Raw genomic sequence first — 18,888 nt, 5'->3', positions numbered from 1 at the left:
CGCGTGGAGTAGGACGCGCCGATGAAGGCGCAGTCCGTGGACTCGACGCCCCACTTCTCCTGCGAGGGCGTGTTTCCATTCAGGAAGGTGGAGCGGAAGGCCGGGTCCCATCACTCGTTCATCGTGACGGGGGCGGCGAGATCGCCTCCGGTGGCGCCGCCGGGCCTGTAGGCCGCGGCCAACACCCCTACCCGGCCAGCAGCACCTGCTGACGGGGCTGGGAGAACTCGGCCGCCGCGGGCAGGGTGATGGTGATGAGCGTCCCCCGGCCCTCGCGGCTCTCCGCGCGCAGCGTGCCGCCCAGGCTCGTGACAATCGCGTGGCTCACCGACAGCCCCAGGCCCGAGCTGCCGGGCAGCGTGGCGACGAAGGGCTCGAAGATGCGCGAGAGCGCCTCGGGGGCCAGGCCCTTGCCGGTGTCCTGCACCTCCACCACCGCCTCGCCGTCCTCGCCGGTATAGGCGGCCACCCGCAGCACGTTGTTCGCGGCGTCCGCCGGGTTCATCGACTGCACCGCGTTGAGCAGCAGGTTGAGGAAGAGCTGGCTCAACCGGGCCTCGTCGGCGTCCACCGCGGGGATGTCGAAGAAGTCCCGCTCCAGCCGCGCCCGGTGGTTGAGCTGGCCGCGGATGAGCTTCAGCGCGTTCTCCAGCACCGGCTGCAGCTCCACCCGCGCCTGGTGCTCCGGCGGCTTGCGCGAGAGCGTCCGAAGATCCTGCACGATGTGCTTGAGCCGCAGCGCCCCCTCGGCCGTCTCGGACAGGGCCTCCAGCACCTCGTCCAGCTCCTCCGTCGCGGCCTCGTCCTTGCCGCGCAGGGACTCGCCCAGACGAGACAGCTCCTCGCGCGCGTAGGAGAGGTTGGCCAGCATGAAGGCCAGCGGGTTGTTCATCTCGTGCCCCACCGCCGCCGCCAGCGAGCCCAGCGCCGAGAGCCGATCCGCCTGGATGAGCCGTGCCTCCATCTGCTTGCGCAGCGTCACGTCCCGGGCGAACACCCGCAGGCCCGCGGGATCCCACAACTGCGCCACCGTCAGCTCCCAGTAGCGGCCCTCCAGGTGCACCGTGGGAGCGGGCTCGCCCGCGGGCGCCCCCCGCCAGGCCCACTGCAGCGCCGCCTGCACCAACGGGTGCTTCCCACCCTCCACCACCAGCTCCGGGAAGGCCTTGTGCGTGGCCGGGTTGGCGTAGCGCAGCTCGCCCTCCATGGTCAGCTCCAGCAACGGCTCGGGGTGCAGCAGCGGGAAGGAGGCCAGCCGGTACATCGGATCCTCCAGCTCGCGCATGCCCGACACATCCCGCACCATCAGGCCCAGGCGCGGCTGCGTCTCGCCAGGCACCGGCACGCACGGGGTGATCTCCGCCGCGTACCAGCGCGTCACGCCCTCCACCTCCAACCGGTACTCCAGCCGGCCATCCGCGCCGCCGTGGCGCACCGCGCGCATCAGCGACAGCAGGGGCTCGGCCGCTTCGGACCCCAGTACCTCCGTCAGCGTCCGCCCCTCGGCACCGCTCACGTCCCGGCCAAAGGCCCTGCCCGTGGGCGACCACAGCCGCCGGCACCGCTCCTCGCCGTCCAGCTCCGCCACCACGTACTCGGCGCTCCGCGGCTTGCGCGGCGCCGGGGCCTGATCCCGCCCCTCCGGCGACAGGACGAAGCCCTCCACCCGGAACGGCCCCATCAGCATCTCCAGGCCGGAGCCGTCCGTGTTCATCCGCGTGAGGACGGACACCAGCGAGGCCGCGTCCGCCTCGGACAAGCGCCGGGTGAGGACGATGCCGTCGGACAGCGTGGGCGGCGTGAAGGCGAACGTCATGAGCTTGGACTCTTCCGCCCCCACATAGGAGGCCAGGGTGGCGCGCATGGCATGCTCGTCCGCGTGGTTGGAGAAGATGGCGGCCACGTCCGCCTCGCCGGCGAGCACCGCGGCGAACGCCTTGCGGTAGGTGCCCAGGAAGCGCTGCTGGGAGAAGAGCTCGTCGGTGCGCAGCCCCCGCGACTCCAGGAACCGCACCGGCAGCAGGTGCCCACCGGTGGAGCGTGGGGCCACCCAGGCGGCGCGCTTGCCCTGGAGCGTCTCCAGGGTGAGCGGCTCATCCGCGCGGCACACCAGGGCCGAGTGGTAGCGGTAGCTTCCCGAGCGCACCGCGCGCAGCACCGCCCGCGCCCGCGGCGCGAAGGCATCACACTGCTCGGCCGTGGCCCACGCCATGTCCACCCGGCCCGCCGCCAGCTCCGCCTCCAGCGCCTCGTACGTGGGCGCCAGCTCCATCACCACCGGCCGGCCCAGCCGCTCCGACAACGCACGCCCGAACAGCTCGACACGCACGTGCTCCCGCACCTCCCCGAGCGACGGGTAGAGCATGAAGCGGATGGGAGTGGTCGGCTTGGTCACTGGCGCTGCCTCCTGGGAAGCCCCCAGGGCCCCGGACCGGCCCCGAGTCGAATGCGTCATCCATTATGCACAACTTTTTGGCTCATTCCATAGTTTTCCTGGTTCACTGGAATGGTGAGGCTGTCAGGCACGCCCGGTTTCACCCGGAGTCGTGGGCAGGCAGCAGCGTCCGCGGCCGGAGGAGACCGGCGATGCGGTGCATCAGGAACGGGATGAGGCGTGGGGAGGGCCCGCGGCGGCCCCCGCCCTCGGAGGGGCGCGGCCGGACATCGCGAGCGGAGCACCCACTGGTCCAACCATCGGACCAGTCGGCGGACAACGGGCCCGGGAGGTGGGGCTCCCGGGGCAGCGGCTCAGAAGGCCTTGAAGGTGCTGATGGTGTAGGTGTCCTTGACGCCGGGCAGGGTCTGGATGCGCTCGGTGACGAAGCGGCCGATGTCCTGCTCCTTGTCGAGGTTGAACTTGGCGAGCAGATCGTAGCCGCCGGAGGTGGAGTGCACCTCGGCGGCCTCGTCGACCTGATCGGCGATCATCGCGGCGGTCTTGTAGGTCTGCCCCAGCTCACACTTGATCATGACGAAGATGGTCTGCACGGGGGCGCACCCTATCACGCCACTTCGGGGAGGGGACCGGAAGCCGAGGCCCCCTTCCGGAGGGAGAGCCGCCGCATGGACGTCTTGCCCACGACGACATCCACCATCTTCCGCGCGCGCGTCCAGACGCTCTCCTGGACGTAGGGGATGCCGTACTTCTCGCAGAGCGCGCGCACCTTGGGCTGCATGCGCTGGTACTGGAGCATGGAGAGGTCGGGGAAGATGTGGTGCTCGATCTGGTAGTTGAGCCAGAGGTGGAGGTAGTCGTTGAGATCTCCCCCGGTGCGGTAGTTGGCGCTGCCGATCACCTGCTGGAGGTAGCGCTCGCCCTTGTTCTCCGGCTTGGAGTCGAAGCGGTACAGATCCTCGCCGGTGTGGTTGGGCCCCACCACGAGAAAGGTGTGCACGTTGGTGATGACCTTGGCCATGAGCGAGTTGCACAGAGCGCTGAAGCCGGCCCAGGCGCCCAGCGGGAGGAAGAGCGCGGGCAGGATGGCGAAGTTCCACGCGGCGTAGGGGGCGTAGCCGCTGAGCAGCACCTCGCGCCACTCCTCGCGGGTGAGCGGCCCGTCGGGGCGGTGCTTGCGGCGCAGCGAGGCGAGCGTCTCGGGGGCGTAGTAGCTGGCGCGCCAGGTGATGGCGAGCAGGGCGAGCTGGAGGTAGCGCAGGGCGAGCGGGCGGTTCGGGTTGCGCAGGGAGCCCTCGGCGTTGCGCTCGAGGAGATCCGGGTCGGCGTCCTCACCGGTGTGCGAGTGGTGGAGGACGTTGTGCTCGTAGACCCAGGCGTCGGGGAGGATCCAATCGAGCCAGTCGACGAAGCGGCGCTTGCCCTTGGCGAAGCCCTTGCTGGTGCGCTCCACGGGGGCGCCGGGGACACGGTCGTAGCCGCGGTGTCCCACGTGGTGCATGAGCAGCCAGCGCGTGGAGCGGCCGAGCCCCATGGCGGCCGCGCTGAGCGGATTGGGCATCACCCAGCAGGTGGCCAGGCCGAGCACCGAGGCGGCGCGGCCCCAGTTCTCGATCTTCCGCAGGTGGGCGAGGTCCGCCTCGCTGACGGAGGCGTCCATCTCGGCACGCAGGGCGCGGATGTCGGCCAGGAAGGCCTCCACGTCGACGGTCGAGGGATCGAAGTCAGGGGTGGCGCGGGACATGCGGGGGGACCTCGGGCGGGCGGAGCGGAGATGGGGGGTCGACTGAAGAGCGGGCCCGCCTGTGCGCGCTCGGGGGCCGCACGGTAACCGCTGGGCGGTGGCTCGGGAAAGACCTTCGCTCACGGTGAAGGGGCCTGCCACCGCACTCCCCTGCCCGCGCTCACGGATCCGGGGTGGGTTACGCTCGGCGCATGATGCGTTGGCTGTGGCTGCTGTTCCTCCTGCTGGGCATGGGCTCCGCGCGCGCCGACGCGCCCCGCTGGGAGGACATTGCCCTCCCCGCCCCGGGCCAGGCGCTGGTGGACACCACCGGCACCGTGAAGCCGGACACGCTCGAGGAGGTGAACCGGCTGGCGGCCGGGCTCTCCGCACGCGGACAGGTCCGGATGGCGGTGGTCGTCCTCCCCCGCGCCTCGGAGGGCCTGGACGTCCTCGCCCGCGAGCTCTACGACTCCTGGCAGGTCGCGGGCGGGAGCACCGAAGGGGCCGTGTTCGTGATTGCGCTCGAGGATCGCTCCGTGAGGCTCGATCCGAGCTGGATCCTGGGAACGGACGAGGACTTCCAGGCGGTCCGGGAATCGGCCGAGCAGGCCATGCGGGCCCAGACGGATCCCGACGGCGCCGTGCGAGCCGCGGCCCGGGTCTTCGCCGAGTGGATGGAGAAGGCGGCTGCCCGCCCGGAACGGGCGACGGTCCGCGAGCCGGAGCCCTTCGCGGCCTTCCTCGAACGGCCCCACTCGGGAGTGGCCGATCCCGACCGGTTGCTCACCCCGGAGCTCACGCGCAAGGCGCGGCGGAATACAGGGGGGAAGTCCCCCCGGATGTTCGTGGTGTACGACCGCGCCAGGCACCCCGTGCAGGCGCACGTGCTCGCCGATTATCTGGCCGAGAGATGGACGCGCTCGCAGTGGCTGGTGGTCGTCTCGACCCCGCCGGTGGAGGTGTCGATCATTCCCCCTGGGGAAGACAGCCGACAGGGGAGCTACCGGCGGGAGATTCCGAAGGCGGCCCTGTTGTGGAAGCAGGCCATGGAGCAGCTCGGCCGTGAACCGTCCGGTCCCGCGACGGCCGCGGCGTGGGACAGGGCGCTCGAGAAGACGAAGTCGCTCGATGGGGATGGCCAGCCGTCCTGGCAGGAGCTGGAACGGACCGAGCGCAGCACCTCGAGCTCCGCGACCTGGGTGATGTTTCTGCTCCCCGTGGGCCTCTTCCTGCTGGCCAAGAACACGCTCGGGCGGTTCGAGGACGGCAAGGGTCCGCACAGCGTCGGGGCCGTCATCCTGTGCGGGCTGCCCTATACGGTGGCCTACGGCTGCGCCATCGGATGGGTGATCGAGCAGAGCGAGGTGTTCGGCATCTTCGCGACCCTCTTCTGCTTCCCCTGGGTGTTCATCGGGGTGCGGCGGTTCTGTGCCTACTTCGACTTCAACCCCTTCTATGCCATCGGGTCCGCGTGTCCGCTCGTGGCGCTGGGCCTGTTCTTCAGCCTGGTCGCGTTCTCCTCCGAGCTCTTCCTGGTGGGCCCGCTGGTGCGGACCGTCGAGATGCGCGAGCTGCCGCGAGCCACCGGAGGGGCCTTCCACCTGCGGGACGCGGTACTGAGAAAGGACTACTCCGCCAACCGGCGCATCGAGCGGGGAACCACCGGCATGAAATCCGCGACGCTCGCGCCGCTCGTCGGCGAGGGATGGACGCCGGATCAGCCCGTGCCCGCGTGGCTGCTCTGCCGCCACCACAGGAACTACGAGGAGGAGTGCAACTGGGACGGCCCGATCACGGACGTCGTCGCCCCCACGTCGTGGGGAGTCTTGGCCACGGACCAGGTCATCGCGCGGGCCGAGTTCATCACCGGCCTGCGCAGCGCGCCCGGCGCGAGGCTGTTGTCACGCAGTGAGGACGCGGGAGCGTCCGTCTCCCGGGTGCTCCGGAGAGGTCTGCTCCTGCCCCTGCTCTTCGTGGGCGCCTTCGTGTTCTTCGCGATATACGGACAGCGTTGGGACGAAGCCGCCGGCAGGGAGCGGCCCTCCCAGATGACGGGCAACAGGAAGAAGAAGACGTGACCCAGCCCCCCTCCCGAGGGAGAGGGGGGCGAGGCGTGCTTCAGCCCACGGGGCGCTGCATGGCCTGGAGCAACTCCAGCGCCTCGGTGACGGCCTGCCAGACCTGCATGGCCTTGAGGCTCTCGTCGCCGCTCTGCAGCGTCCGCTTGGCCAGCCGCTCCAGCGGAGCCAGCGCGCTCTCCACCAGGACGATCTGCCGGCCCAGGTCCGCGGGCAGCGGCGCGGCGGCCCGTTGCGGCGAGGGCACCGGCGCCCGCTCCGCCATGGACTTCACCGCCTGGGACATCTGCTCCATGTACCGCCCCAGGTCCGCGGGCGGCGCGGCGACGGGCGCGGCCACCGGCTGCCGCTCCGCCATCGTCTTCACCGCCTGCGTGAGCTGCTCCATCACCGGCGCCATGTCCACCGTCTGCGCTGGCGCCGCCACCGCGCGCTCGGCCAGCGCCCTCAGCACCTTGGCCAGGTGTTGCAGGTACGGTGTCAGATCCGGCCCCTGCACCACCGGCGCCGGCGTCTCCTTCCGCGCCAGCTCCAGCAGCGCCTCGCGCAGCGACTCCAGCCGCGGCATCACCTCGGCCACCGGGCTCGGGCCCGACGGCTGACGCGACACCTCCGCCGCCTTCACCACCGCGCCCGCCACCGAGCCGAGCTGCTCCTCGATGGCGCTGAGCTGGCCCGTCACCCGGGCCACCGGATCGTCCTCCTTCCCGCCCATCCGCTTCACCCGCGCGAAGCCCTGCTTGATCTCCTCCCAGCGCTTCGCCTTCTCCGGCGTCAGCCGCCCACGCATCTCCTGCAGCTTGAGCAGGTTCTGCTCGGCCGCCGTCGTGAGCGTCTGCGACTCGCCCTGGTAGTGATCGTCGATGAGCCGCTCCAGCTCATCGTCCGTCATGGCCGCCACCACCTTCTCGGTGATCTTGCCCATGTTGCGGTAGCTGCCCTGCAACTTGAACGCGGGCTCCATGCGGAAGCGCTCGTCCTGCGCCGCCGAGGCGATGTACTCCAGGTTCACCTTCAGCAGCACCTGCTGCACCCGGAACAGCCGCTGGAACACCGCGACGATCTCCTGCAGCTCCGCCGCCGCGTAGCCGTACGACAGCTCGCCCGTGGGCACCTCCTCGCCCTTCGCCATGCGGATGAGCTTGTGGATGTCTCCCGGCTCGCGCGTGGCCAGCGGCGCCAGCGCGCTGTTCGACGTGAGCGCGTTCTCGATGTAGCTCAGCGCGAACAGCTCCTCCTTGCCGTCGAGGATGTCACCCAGGTTGTAGGTATCCGCGCGGTTGGCGAGCATGTCCGGAATGCGGAAGCGGTCGCCCGTCTCGGTGTACGGGTTGCCGGCCATCACCACGCAGAACTTCTTGCCGCGCAGGTCATACGTGCGCGTCTTGCCGTTCCACACGCCTTCAATCCGGCGCTGGCCGTCGCACAGCGAGATGAACTTCTGGAGCAGCTCGGGATCCGTGTGCTGGATGTCGTCGAGATAGAGCATCACGTTGTTGCCCATCTCGAAGGACAGGTTGATGCGCTCCACCTCCTGGCGGGCCGTGGCGTTGGGAGCCTCGGCCGGATCCAACGACTTCACCGAGTGACCCAGCGCCGGGCCGTTCACCTTCACGAAGGTGAGGCCGAGCCGGCTGGCCACGTACTCCATCAACGTCGTCTTGCCGTAGCCCGGAGGCGACATGAGCAGCAGCATGCCCATGCGGTCCGTGCGCTTGTTCTCGCCCGCCGAGCCGAGCTGCTTGGCCAGGTTGGCGCCGATGAGCGGCAGGTACACCTCGTCGATGAGCCGGTTGCGCACGAAGGACGACAGCACCTTCGGCGTGAACTCCTCCAGGCGCAGCCGGCGGCGCTCGCGATCCAGCAAGTCGCGCAGCAGCGCGCGGTAGGCCTGGTAGGCCGGCACGCGCACCTGCCGGAAGTCGCTCAGGCGGGTGAGGAACTCGTCCAGCCGCAGCGGCAGCTTCCGGTCATGGATGCGCGGGTGCTGGCCCAGCATGCCCGGCACCTCGGTGGCGGTGAGGGCACCGGCCACCTCGCGGTCCACCTTGCGATCCGTGAGCAGCACCACCGCGGCCTCCACCGCCACGTGGGCCGATGCGCCCGGGCCGCCCTCGCGCCGCGCCAGGTACGCCTCCACCCACGCGCGCACGGTGCGCAGCCGCTCGGGGAGGTTCTTCTCCAGGCCGCGCAGGTCGTCCTCGAAGGCCGAGCGCGTGCCCGCCCTGTCGAGCTGCGACATCAGCGCGTCCTTGAGCGCCACCGCCTCGCCACTGGTGGTGAAGCGGGGCCTGTCTCCGGCCAGCTCCTCGACGAGGTAGCGCCCGGCGAGCCGCGCCTCCGCGGGGCCACACTCCACCCCCGAGGCCTTCAGGAAGGTGCCGATCCGCTCGCCCGCCTCGTTGCCGAGGGCCACCAGCTCCGCCGACTCACCGAAGGCCGCGCGGAGCCGGTGCAGGCTGCGCGCGCGCCGGTGGATGAGCGCCTTCTCGTCGCCCTCTCCGCCGAAAGCCCAGTACAGGGAGGCCCAGGCGCGCGGCGTGGGCGCGAAGCGCAACAGCCCCGCCCCCGTGTGCATCGCCAGCAGCTTCTCCAGGATGGCCGCCGCGTCCGCGTCGTGGATGCCGCGCTCGTAGCCCTCGTCGTACTTGTCCGCCGAGTACCCGCGCACCTTCTCCAGCAGCCCGTTCGGCTCCAGCACCGCCTGGTGCAGCGCCGCCAGCGTCACGCTCCCCTTCCCCTCCTCCGCGTCCAGCAGCACCTGCGCCGCGAGGTACTCGGCGCGGTACACCTGGGGCGTCTCGGAGATGAGGTGCTGCTCCCACAGCTCGCGGTACTTCTCCAGCTCCGGCTCCTCCAGCCTCTGGGCGTAGTCGGTGCCGGTGAGCTGCAGGTACAGCGAGCCGTCGCGCGGCAGCAGCGTCAAGTCGAGCTGCTGGGTGTTGACGTTGAAGCGGTGCTTGCCGAACTTGATGACCGGCGCGCCCGAGCCCTCCTCGTAGAGGTCGTTGCGGTCGCGCAGCGCACGCAGGGCGTCCTGGCGCGCCGTCTTCAAGCGGCTCTGCACCTCGTCCGAGCGCACGCTGTCCTGGAGCTGGAGGAGCTGCTCGGCGAGCTGCCGCAGCTTCAGCACCATCGAGTCGGAGGCGAAGTACGTGTTGAGCTCGTCCTCGGACTTGAAGGACTTCGCCCGGCGGCTGACGCCGGTGAGGATGCGGTCGGCCGCGCCGAAGAGGTTCTGCGCGCGGCGCTGGCGCTCGTCCAGCAGCGCCTGCTTCTTCTGCCCGAAGGCCTCGAGCAGCTCCTCGCGCTTCTGGGTGAGCTGGCCGAGGAACTCGTCGAACTCGCCGAAGCGCCCCTCCATCTCCTCCAACTGCACGGTGAGGCGCGAGAGGCCCTCGTCGCACTTCTCCGGCGAGTCCGCCACGGACAGCGCGCTCTCCACCGACTGGCCGAGCAGCTTGAACTGGGCGCCGAACTCGGCCCGCTTCTCGCGGCCCACCAGCTCCTTGCGCTTGACGCTCAGGCCCGCGCGCACGCGGTTGAGGCGGGAGAACAGCTCGGAGATGCCCTCGAGAATCCGGGCGCGCGCGAGGGGATCTCCCACCTGCAGGCCGCCCACCGTCTCGCTGAGCACCTCCAGGCCCTTGCCCACCTGCTCGACGTCCTCGCCGAGCGGGGCCAGCTCACTGGTGGTCTGGATGGGCTCCAGCTTCTGCAGCAGCACGTCCAGCCGCTCGGCCAGGGGGTTGAGGGCCTCGCCCTGCTGGAGGAACTGCACGGCGTCGGTGCTGACCCGGTCCGTCTCCTCGATGACCTGCTTCTCGAGGGCGTCGAGCCGCGCCGTGTCGACGTAGCGGATCTCCTTGAGGGTGATGAGGTGGCCGCGCTGCTTGCGCAGCTCCGAGAGGGCATTCATGAAGCTCTCGGCGTTCTGGAGCTCCTCGGGCCGCACGCGCAGCAGCACCTGCTCCTGGCCCTTCTGGGCCTCGGCCATGGCCTCGGTGGCGCGCTTCTGCAGCGCGAGCACCTTCTCGAACTCGTCGATGATGAGCTCGGAGGTGCGCCGCAGCGTTTCGATGCCCTCCTGGAGCTTCGTCTCCTCGTGCGCGAGCCAGTAGAAGGCATCGAGCATGCGGGTGGAGGCGGAGGCCAGGTCCTCGTAGGTGCGGCGGGAGGGCTTGTCCGTGCGGGCCATGCGCACGAGCGTCAGGGCGTCGGAGATGCCGCGCACGAGCTCGGCGTTGCCCACCTTGCCCAGGTAGCCGGGAGCGGGCGGCATCTTCGCGGCGTGCTCGGCGGAGACGAAGGGCGTCTGCCACACCTGCATGGGGTGCACGCGGGTGGGCTCGTTGGAGGCGGCGCGGAACACCACCATGCGCCCGTCCCCGAAGAGGCTGAAGCCGTTGCCGAGCAGCGGGTTCTGCACCTCCTTGCGCACGAGGTTGTACGGGAAGAGGACGTAGGACCCCTCCTCGCGGCGGTGGAAGACGTAGAGGACGTCCTCGCCGTTGGGCGAGCGGATGGCGCGCTTGAACTGGAGGCCCTCGCCAATGCCCTCGAAGATCTTGAAGTCGCCCGTCTGCAGGTAATAGCCGCCGGGGAAGACGATGCCCTGGTCCTCGGGCAGGCGGATGCAGGCGTTGCCGATGGCATCGATGCGCACCACGTGCTGGGTGCGGGTGTTGAAGACGAGGTAGCGGTGCTTCGTCTCGCGGAAGGGCAGCACGCGCAGGAGGATGAGGCCACCCACCTGGGCGTAGGCGAACTCGGCGTCATCCAGGGACTGATCCGGATCGTCCACCGGCTCGCGGTAGATGCCCAGGCCGTCCGCGGTGTTGTCCTCCACCTTGATGGTGAGGTCCCCCTTCACCGTCTCGACGAACACCTGGTCCAGGACGTTGACGTGCGGGTGCTGGCCCAGCACGTAGTCCTCACGCGTGGCCACCGTCCACTCGAAGTCATGGGACGGGGGGAAGACGTGATCGCGCTCGCCCTGGTTGTCGATGTAGGTGGCGTTGCCCTCCACATCGAGCCCGAAGCGGAAGACCTTGATGTCGCGATCGGACTTGCCCGTCTGGAAGATGGCGAGCAGCCGCGTCTCGTTGCGGCGAAGCTGCAGCAGCTTCGCGTCCTTGTAGTACTTGTAGAGCTCGCTGAAGTCCTTGACGAAGCGCGGGTCCTTGAGGAACCCGCCGGCCTCGGAGGACGGCACCTCGGAGAAGTCGAAGCCCTCGGCGGTCTTCTCGAACTTGTGCAGCGAGAAGACGTCGGCGACGTGCATCTCCTTCTTCAAGCCGATGAAGACGTTGTAGCCGAAGAGCAGGTACTTCCCGACGCCGATGATGTCGCGCGGGACGCAGTTGTTCTCGGTGCGGACGCGCTCGTTGCCGATGACGGTGAGCTCGGTGCCACCGAAGAGCTTCTTGCGCCGCTCGTTGAGGTCCGTGGCCTTGGCGCCAAGCGCCTCGGCCTGGCTGAGCAGGCGGGCGCGGATGACCTCGTAGCTGCCACCCGCCAGCGTGGCCTCGCCGGACGCGGGGGGGGTGCTTTCAGTTGCCATCTTCAGTTCACCGGGAAAGGGGGGGAACCAGGGATACACGCACCCTCACCCCCGCCCTCTCCCGAGGGGAGAGGGGGAAACTCGACTCCCTCTCCCTTCGGGAGAGGGTCGGGGTGAGGGTGCCGGAACTCCGTACTCCACTCCGCGCGGACACCGTGTCACCACCGGATCCGCGCGGCACATGACCGTCCGTGACGGCCGGGCTCAGCCCTGGGTCTTCTCGTGAGCCGTGGCCCGGGCGGGCTCGGACTCCACGAGGGACTTCAGGTTGGAGGCGGCGGCGGCGGCGGGGTTGGGCGCCATGCGGTGCAGCAGGGCGGCCATGGCCAGGTTCTGCGCGTCGCTGGTGAGGCCCGGCTTGGAGAGGATCTCCTTGAGGTCGGCCGAGAAGTCCTTCTCACCGTTGAGGTAGCCGCTGAAGGCCTTGCGCAGCGTCTCGCTCTGGTCGAGCGCGCCGTCCACGGACTGGCCCACGGAGATGGCCTTGATGAAGCGCTCGAAGAACTGGCCGTCGCCACCGACGATGTTGATCTTCGCGTGGCCCATGGTCTCGGCGAGCACCCTGGACTGCGCCTCGGCGATGTCCTTGCGCACCTGGATGGTGGCGAGCTCCACGTCGCGCTCCTTCTGCAGGCGCAGGCGGAACTCCTCGTGCTCGCGGGTGGCCCCCTGGAGCAGCTTCATGGACTCGGCCTTCTCGGCCAGACCGCGCGCCTCGGCGAGCAGCTTCTCCTCGATGGACTTCGCCTCGGCGAGCAGCTTCTCGCGGATGGCGACGGCCTCGGCCTCGCCGCGCTTCTGGATGACCATGGCCTCGGCCTCGCCGATGCTCGCCTGGGCCAGACCCTTCTCCTTCTCACCGGCGGCCTCGGCGAGCAGCTTCTCGCGCGTGGCGGAAGCCTCGGCCAGACCGCGCTCCTTGGTGGAGAACGCCTCGGCCAGCCCGCGCTCCTTGAGGACGGTGGCCTGGGCCATGCCCTGCTTCTCGATGACGCCGGCCTCGGCCTCCTTCACGCGCATCGCGGCCATGCCCTGCTTCTCGGTGGCCAGGGCGTCGGCCTCCTTCACGCGCGCCTCGGCCAGGCCGTGGGCGGCCTCCTCGGCCTGAACGCCTTCGGACAGCCGCATCTTCGCCTTGGCCGTCATGTCGGAGGCCTGCAGATCGGCCTCGGCCAGGGTGAGCTTCTCCTTGGCGGAGTACTTGGCCACCTCGTTGCTGGCCTCGGCGGCCTTGATGTCCTTGACGAGCTTCTCCTGCGCCTGGGCCTCGGCGGTGATGAGCAGCGCGTCCTTGCGGCGCGTGGCCTCGGCCTTCACGCGCAAGTCCTTGATGCGCTCCTCCTCCTCCGCCACGCCCTTCTCCACGGCGATGCGGGTGCGCACCACGTCGGCGATGGCCTTCTTCTCGGCCTCGAGCTGCTTCTCCTTGCCGATGCGCGACAGCTCCACCTCGCGCTCGCGGTTGATGGCCTCGAGGGCGCGATCCTTCTCGACGCGCTCGGACTCCACGCCCACCACGCGCTCGCGGTTCTTCTGCGCCACTTCCACCTGGCGGTGCTTGTTCTGCTCGTTGATGAGGATCTCTTCCTCGGCCTTGATGCGCGCGAGCTGCTGCTTGGCGTACTCCTCGGCCTTCACGCGCTCGGCCTCGGCGGTCTCACGGGCGGTGATGGAGTCGATCTCGCGCTTCTGCTTGGCGGCGGCCTCGGCGCGCTGGCGCTCGAGGGCGAAGATGGCCTCGTCCGACTCGACGTTGCGCTTGGTGATGTTCATGCGCTCGTTCTGCCGGAACTCGTTCGTCTGGACGTTCTGGACGGACGTGCAGCTCGGTGATCTTCCGGATGCCCTCGGCGTCGAGGATGTTGTCCTTGTCCAGCAGCTCGACCGGGGTCTGCTCCAGGAAGTCGATGGCGCAGTCCTCGAGCATGTAGCCGTTGAGGTCCTTGCCGATGACGCGGAGGACCTCGTCCTTGATGGCCTCACGCTCGGTGTAGAGCTCCTTGAAGTCGAACTTCTTGCCGGCCGTCTTGAGGGCCTCGGAGAACTTGGCCTCGAAGAGGTGCTCGAGCGTCTCCGGGTGGCTGGCGCGCTCGCAGCCGATGGCCTGGGCCACCTTGAGCACGTCCTCGCGCGTCTTGTTCACCCGGACGAAGAAGGTGACCTTGATGTCCGCGCGGATGTTGTCCTGGCAGATCAGCCCTTCCTTGCCGCGGCGATCGATGTCGATCGTCTTCAGGGAGATGTCCATCACCTCGGCCCGGTTGATGATGGGCCACACGACGGAGCCGGTGAAGGTGACGAGCGGCTCACCCTTGAAGGGGTTGATGATCAGCGCACGTCCCTGATCCACCTGCCGGTAGAATCTGGAGACGATGAACGCGGAACAGAAGAGGATGAAAAGTCCTCCGGTGATTCCAATTCCAGCAGTGACGATTGGATCCATGTCGGTACGATTCCCGAGCGAGTAGACCGGGGGAACCTATCACGCTGCCGGAGTCCCCCGCTAACAGCCCCGGCGCGGCCTTGAGAAGTCACAGAAAAACCACGAGCAGCCGTGCTAGCTCACACGGGACTTGTCCCGGGCGAGAGCCGCGGCGGTGAGCGGATCCTTCAGATGCTCCAGCTCCTGAGGCAGGAGCCAGTCCACCGGCTCCACCTCGTAGGCGTCGCGGGCGGCGTCATAGCTGAGGATGAGGGCCTTTTCACCGCGAGTGAGCTGGTTGGCCTTGTCGCACACCACGTTGAGCAGGAGGCCGGCGCCGCCGTCCTCGAAGGTGGCATGGCCGAACTTGCCGTCCACGTTGCCGCTGGCGATGACGCACACGCGGCCCATCAGCTCGGAGCGGCGGGGCGCCTGGTGCGTGGCGAACATGGGCCGCAGGGGCCGCACCGCGAGGCCCGCGAACATCATGCCCACGGCGAGGCACAGCGCGGCGACGCCACCGCCGACGAGCGCGCCAGGCAGGAAGCCGAGCGCCTCCTTGGCCGGGGCGGCGAAGGTCAGCGACATCAGCCAGGAGAGGAAGACCACGGCGCTGACGGACACCGTCACCGGGACGCCGCCGAAGCCGAGCACCTCGAAGATGCTGGCACCGGCCTTGGCACCGCCCTCGAGCGCCGCCTTGGCGCCGCCTTCCATGGCGGCCTTGGCGCCGCCCTCCATCGCGCCCTTGACGCCGCCCTCGAGCGCCTCGGCCGCGCCCGCCTTGGCTCCCAGGGCGAAGTCACCGATGTCTCCATCGAGCAGGTCGACGCCCACGGCGCCCACCATGACGATGAGCCAATAGCCGATCACCACCCCGAGCGGGATGGTGAAGAGGATGGTGGGAAAGGCGAGGATGGCGGCGAGGAACTCGGTCATCGGGCCTGCAAGCGGAGAGGTGGCTGGGAGTCTAGTCCAGGCTCGCGGGATTACGGAAAGCCTTCCCGACGATTTCAGTCCCGGCCCCCCACCAGGCGGGCGAGCCGGGGCTGCGTTGACGGGGTGCGTCCGGCTGCACAGGCATTCCAGAGGACGGCGCACGGAGCGCACGGCCGGGAGCCATGGCACGGGCATGACGCACATCGAGAGGCTGCGGCAGCAGGGAATCCGCCGGCGTGGGAGCCCCCAGCGGGGCTTCCAGTACGTGCAGGCGAACGGGAAGCCGGTGCCGGCGAAGGAGCGCGAGCGCATCGAGGCGCTGAAGCTGCCCCCGGCGTGGACGGACGTGCTGATCAGCCCGTCGGCGGCGTCGAAGCTGCAGGCCGTGGGCAAGGACAGCGCGGGGAGGTGGCAGTACCGCTACCACGAGTCCTTCACCAAGAAGCGCGAGGCGGAGAAGTACGAGCGGGTCGTCGACTTCGCGAGGGCCCTGCCGAAGCTGCGGCGGCGGGTGGCGGCGGATCTGCGCCAGCCGGGTTTGGGGCGGGACAAGGTGATGGCGTGCCTGCTGCGGATATTGGGGACGTGCTTCATCCGTGCGGGGAGCCAGCAGTACGCGGACGAGAACAAGAGCTTCGGGCTGGCCACGCTGCGGGCGAAGCACGTGAAGGTGAAGGGGGACACGGTCATCTTCGACTTCCCGGGCAAGAGCGGGAAGCAGCAGTACCGGGAGCTGAAGGACCGGCAGGTGGCGCGCGTGGTGCGCGAGTGCCTGAAGCTGCCGGGGCGGGACGTCTTCAAGTTCGTGCTGGATGACGGGTTCGTGGTGGACGTGAGGCGGCGCCACATCAACGAATACATCCAGGAGGTCATGGGGGCGCGCTACAGCGCGAAGGACTTCCGCACGTGGGGCGGGACACTCATCTGCGCTTGCGCGCTGGCCCGGGCGAAGGAGCGGGTGCGCCACGAGGCCGCCAAGGACGGAGTGAAGCTGGCGAAGAAGACGATGGTGGCGGCGGTGAAGGAGGTGTCCGAGCACCTGGGGAACACGCCCGCGGTGGCGAGGGACTCGTACATCTACCCTTCCGTGCTGGCGATGTTCGAGAAGGGCCAGGTGGTGGAGCGCTACTTCGAATCCGTGGACGAGTTGGTGCGGCACGAGAAGCCGGCGCTGCACTGCGCGGAGAAGGCGCTGCTGGAGATGCTGGAGGTCAACCCATGACCTCCGCCAGGAAAGGCGCCGTGCGGCTCTTCGACGAAGCGGCGACCTCCGCGGGCGTTCCGGCGGCCACCACCCGGCCTCCCTCGTCACCGGCGCCGGGGCCGATGTCGATGACCCAGTCGCTCGCCGCGACCACCCGCATGTCGTGCTCGACGAGGATGACGGTGTTGCCCGCTTCGACCAGCCCATCGAGCTGCGTCATGAGCTTGTCCACGTCGGCGGGATGCAGTCCCGTGGTGGGCTCGTCCAGGATGTAGAGCGTGTTGCCGCGCTGCACCCGCTGCAGCTCCGTCGCGAGCTTGATGCGCTGGGCCTCGCCGCCGGAGAGCTCGGTCGCGGGCTGGCCCAACCGCAAGTAGCCCAGGCCCACCTCCCGCAGGACGGCGAGCGAACGCAACACCTGCGGCTCCTCGGCGAAGAACGCATGGGCCGCATCGACAGTCATGCCCAGCACCTCGGCGATGTTCTTGCCGCGGTACTGAATCTCCAGGGTCTTCGCGTTGTAGCGAGCCCCATGACACGTGGGACACGGCGCGTAGACGCTGGGCAGGAAGAGCAGCTCGACGCTCACGAAGCCCTCGCCCTCGCAGGTCTCGCAGCGTCCCTTGGCCACGTTGAACGAGAAGCGTCCGACGTCGAAGCCACGGGCGCGCGCGGCCTTCGTCGCGGCGAAGAGCTTTCGGACGTTGTCGAAGAGCCCCGTGTAGGTCGCCAGATTGGACCGTGGGGTGCGTCCGATCGGCTTCTGATCGACTCGCACCAGGCGCTTGATGCGCTCCATCCCCGAGGCAATCCGGCCGCCCGTGGTGAGCACGACGGAGCGCTCCAGCTCCTCCCCCTCCTCGTCCTCCTCGGGAAGAGTATGGCCGAGCTGCTCGGCGACCAGCTCCACCAGGACCTGGCTCACCAGGCTCGACTTCCCCGAGCCGGAGACACCGGTCACGGAGGTGAAGACTCCCAGCGGGAAGTCGACGTCGAGGCCGTGCAGGTTGTTGCGGGTGACACCCTCGAGGCGGAGCCACCCCTTGGGCGCGCGGGGTGTGCGGCGGCGCGTGGCCTCGGCTTCGAAGAGGTAGCGCCGCGTCTGGGACGCCTCCACGGCGGCGAGCCCTTCGAGCGGACCGCTGTAGAGAATCTGTCCGCCCTTCTCGCCCGCGGCCGGTCCGACATCGACGATCCAGTCGGCATGGCGGATCACGTCCACCTCATGCTCCACCACGAACAGCGAGTTTCCCGAGCCCTTGAGCTGGTCGAGCGCCTTGAGCAGGGACTCGGTGTCCGCGGGATGGAGGCCCGCGGAGGGCTCGTCGAGCACGTACACCACGCCGAACAGGTTGGAGCGCACCTGGGTGGCGAGCCGCAGCCGCTGGAGCTCACCGGGCGAGAGCGTCGGGGTGCTGCGCTCGAGCGAGAGGTAGCCCAGTCCGAGCTCGGTGAGGATCTGGATTCGCGCCAGCAGATCCTTGGCGATCCGCTCGGTGACCAGTGCCTTCTCCGGGTGCTCCCGCACGAGCTTCGCCGCTCCTGGGGCCGTCCCGTCCGCGGCGGGCCGCAGGATGCTGGCGACGCGCTTCAGCGGCAGCCGGGAGAAGCTCGCCGATGTCGAGCCCCGAGAAGGTGACGGACAGGGACTCGCGGCGCAGGCGCTTGCCCTGGCAGAGGCGGCACTCTCCGCTCACCATGTACTGCGACACGCGCTTCTTCATCAGCGCGCTCTGCGTCGTGGCGAAGGTCTGCAGCACGTACTTCCGGGCACCGGTGAAGGTCCCCATGTAGCTGGGGGGCTCCTTGCGCTTGAGTGCACGGCGCGTCTCGGCCGGAGTGAAGCCCGCGTAGACGGGAACGGTCGGCTGCTCGTCCGTGAAGAGGATCCAGTCCCGATCCTTCCGGGGCAGCTCGCGCCAAGGGCGGTCCACGTCGTAACCAAGCGTCACCAGGATGTCGCGCAGGTTCTGGCCGTGCCACGCGGGAGGCCACGCGGCGATGGCCCGCTCGCGGATGGTCAGCGAGTCATCCGGTACCATCGATTGCTCGGTCACTTCGTAGACGCGGCCCAGCCCATGGCAGTTGGGACAGGCGCCCGCCGGGGTGTTGGGCGAGAACGCGTCGGAGTCGAGGTGCGGCTGGCCGGGCGGATAGGTTCCGGCGCGCGAGTACAGCAGGCGCAGGGAGTTGGCGATCGTGGTCACGCTGCCCACCGACGAGCGCGTGGTGGGCGTGCCGCGGTGCTGCTGGAGGGCCACCGCCGGGGGCAGGCCGTCGATCGAATCGAACTCGGGGACGCCTGCCTGGTCGATCAGACGCCTCGCGTAGGGGGCCACGGATTCGAAGTACCGCCGCTGCGCCTCCGCATAGAGCGTCCCGAAGGCCAGCGAGGACTTGCCCGAGCCGGAGACCCCCGTGAAGACGACGAGGGCGTCACGCGGGAGCTCGACATCCACATTCTTCAGATTGTGCTCGCGGGCCCCACGCACCCGGACGAACCCTGTCTTCGTATTGCCTGAAGTCTCTGGAAGCTGATGACCGCGGGTCTTGGGCATGCG

8 protein-coding genes and 2 pseudogenes are annotated in these 18,888 nt (G+C 69.3%); 3 read left to right on the top strand and 7 right to left on the bottom strand.

Annotated elements, in window-relative coordinates; genetic code table 11:
* Positions 1 to 21 precede the first annotated feature (21 nt).
* Positions 22 to 171: a hypothetical protein gene (locus ACN28I_RS04345; protein ID WP_420940883.1), complete on the top strand. Its 150-nt coding sequence runs from the start codon at positions 22 to 24 to the stop codon at positions 169 to 171.
* A gap of 16 nt (positions 172 to 187) precedes the next feature.
* Here ACN28I_RS04345 and ACN28I_RS04340 read toward each other — a convergent pair whose 3' ends face one another.
* The 3 genes from ACN28I_RS04340 to ACN28I_RS04330 all read right to left on the bottom strand — a co-directional run bounded on the left by ACN28I_RS04340 (position 188) and on the right by ACN28I_RS04330 (position 4,139).
* Positions 188 to 2,395, bottom strand: a complete 2,208-nt coding sequence (locus ACN28I_RS04340) for a sensor histidine kinase (RefSeq protein ID WP_420940882.1) — start codon at positions 2,393 to 2,395, stop codon at positions 188 to 190.
* Between the two features lie 353 nt (positions 2,396 to 2,748).
* Positions 2,749 to 2,988: an Lrp/AsnC ligand binding domain-containing protein gene (locus ACN28I_RS04335; protein ID WP_420940881.1), complete on the bottom strand. Its 240-nt coding sequence runs from the start codon at positions 2,986 to 2,988 to the stop codon at positions 2,749 to 2,751.
* A 14-nt stretch (positions 2,989 to 3,002) separates the two neighbouring features.
* A complete protein-coding gene (locus ACN28I_RS04330) occupies positions 3,003 to 4,139 on the bottom strand; it encodes a fatty acid desaturase family protein (protein ID WP_420940880.1) in 1,137 nt (378 codons plus the stop codon).
* Positions 4,140 to 4,330: 191 nt separating this feature from the next.
* Here ACN28I_RS04330 and ACN28I_RS04325 point away from each other — a divergent pair, with 191 nt between their 5' ends.
* Positions 4,331 to 6,199, top strand: a complete 1,869-nt coding sequence (locus ACN28I_RS04325; protein WP_420940879.1) for a TPM domain-containing protein — start codon at positions 4,331 to 4,333, stop codon at positions 6,197 to 6,199.
* Positions 6,200 to 6,239: 40 nt separating this feature from the next.
* On the opposite strand, the gene ACN28I_RS04320 is transcribed toward ACN28I_RS04325, so the two are convergent.
* The 3 genes and pseudogenes from ACN28I_RS04320 to ACN28I_RS04310 form a co-directional block, all read right to left on the bottom strand.
* Entirely contained in the window at positions 6,240 to 11,762 is a 5,523-nt protein-coding gene (locus ACN28I_RS04320; protein ID WP_420940878.1) for a DNA repair ATPase, read from the bottom strand.
* A 204-nt stretch (positions 11,763 to 11,966) separates the two neighbouring features.
* Positions 11,967 to 14,205, bottom strand: a pseudogene (locus tag ACN28I_RS04315) (hypothetical protein).
* 114 nt (positions 14,206 to 14,319) lie between these two features.
* Positions 14,320 to 15,123 (bottom strand): hypothetical protein, encoded by an 804-nt coding sequence (locus ACN28I_RS04310; protein ID WP_420940877.1) that lies wholly within the window; start codon positions 15,121 to 15,123, stop codon positions 14,320 to 14,322.
* A 193-nt stretch (positions 15,124 to 15,316) separates the two neighbouring features.
* On the opposite strand from ACN28I_RS04310, the gene ACN28I_RS04305 reads away from it, so the two are divergent.
* Entirely contained in the window at positions 15,317 to 16,345 is a 1,029-nt protein-coding gene (locus ACN28I_RS04305) for a DNA topoisomerase IB (RefSeq protein ID WP_420940876.1), read from the top strand.
* Here the strand turns inward: ACN28I_RS04305 and uvrA are convergent.
* A pseudogene (gene uvrA / locus ACN28I_RS04300) lies at positions 16,335 to 18,885 on the bottom strand (excinuclease ABC subunit UvrA). The gene ACN28I_RS04305 and the pseudogene uvrA overlap by 11 nt on opposite strands.
* Positions 18,886 to 18,888 lie beyond the last annotated feature (3 nt).

The organism is Archangium gephyra (assembly GCF_049060025.1).
GTDB classification, from domain to species: Bacteria; Myxococcota; Myxococcia; order Myxococcales; family Myxococcaceae; genus Archangium; species Archangium gephyra_A.
This window is presented reverse-complemented; position numbering and strand designations above follow the sequence as displayed.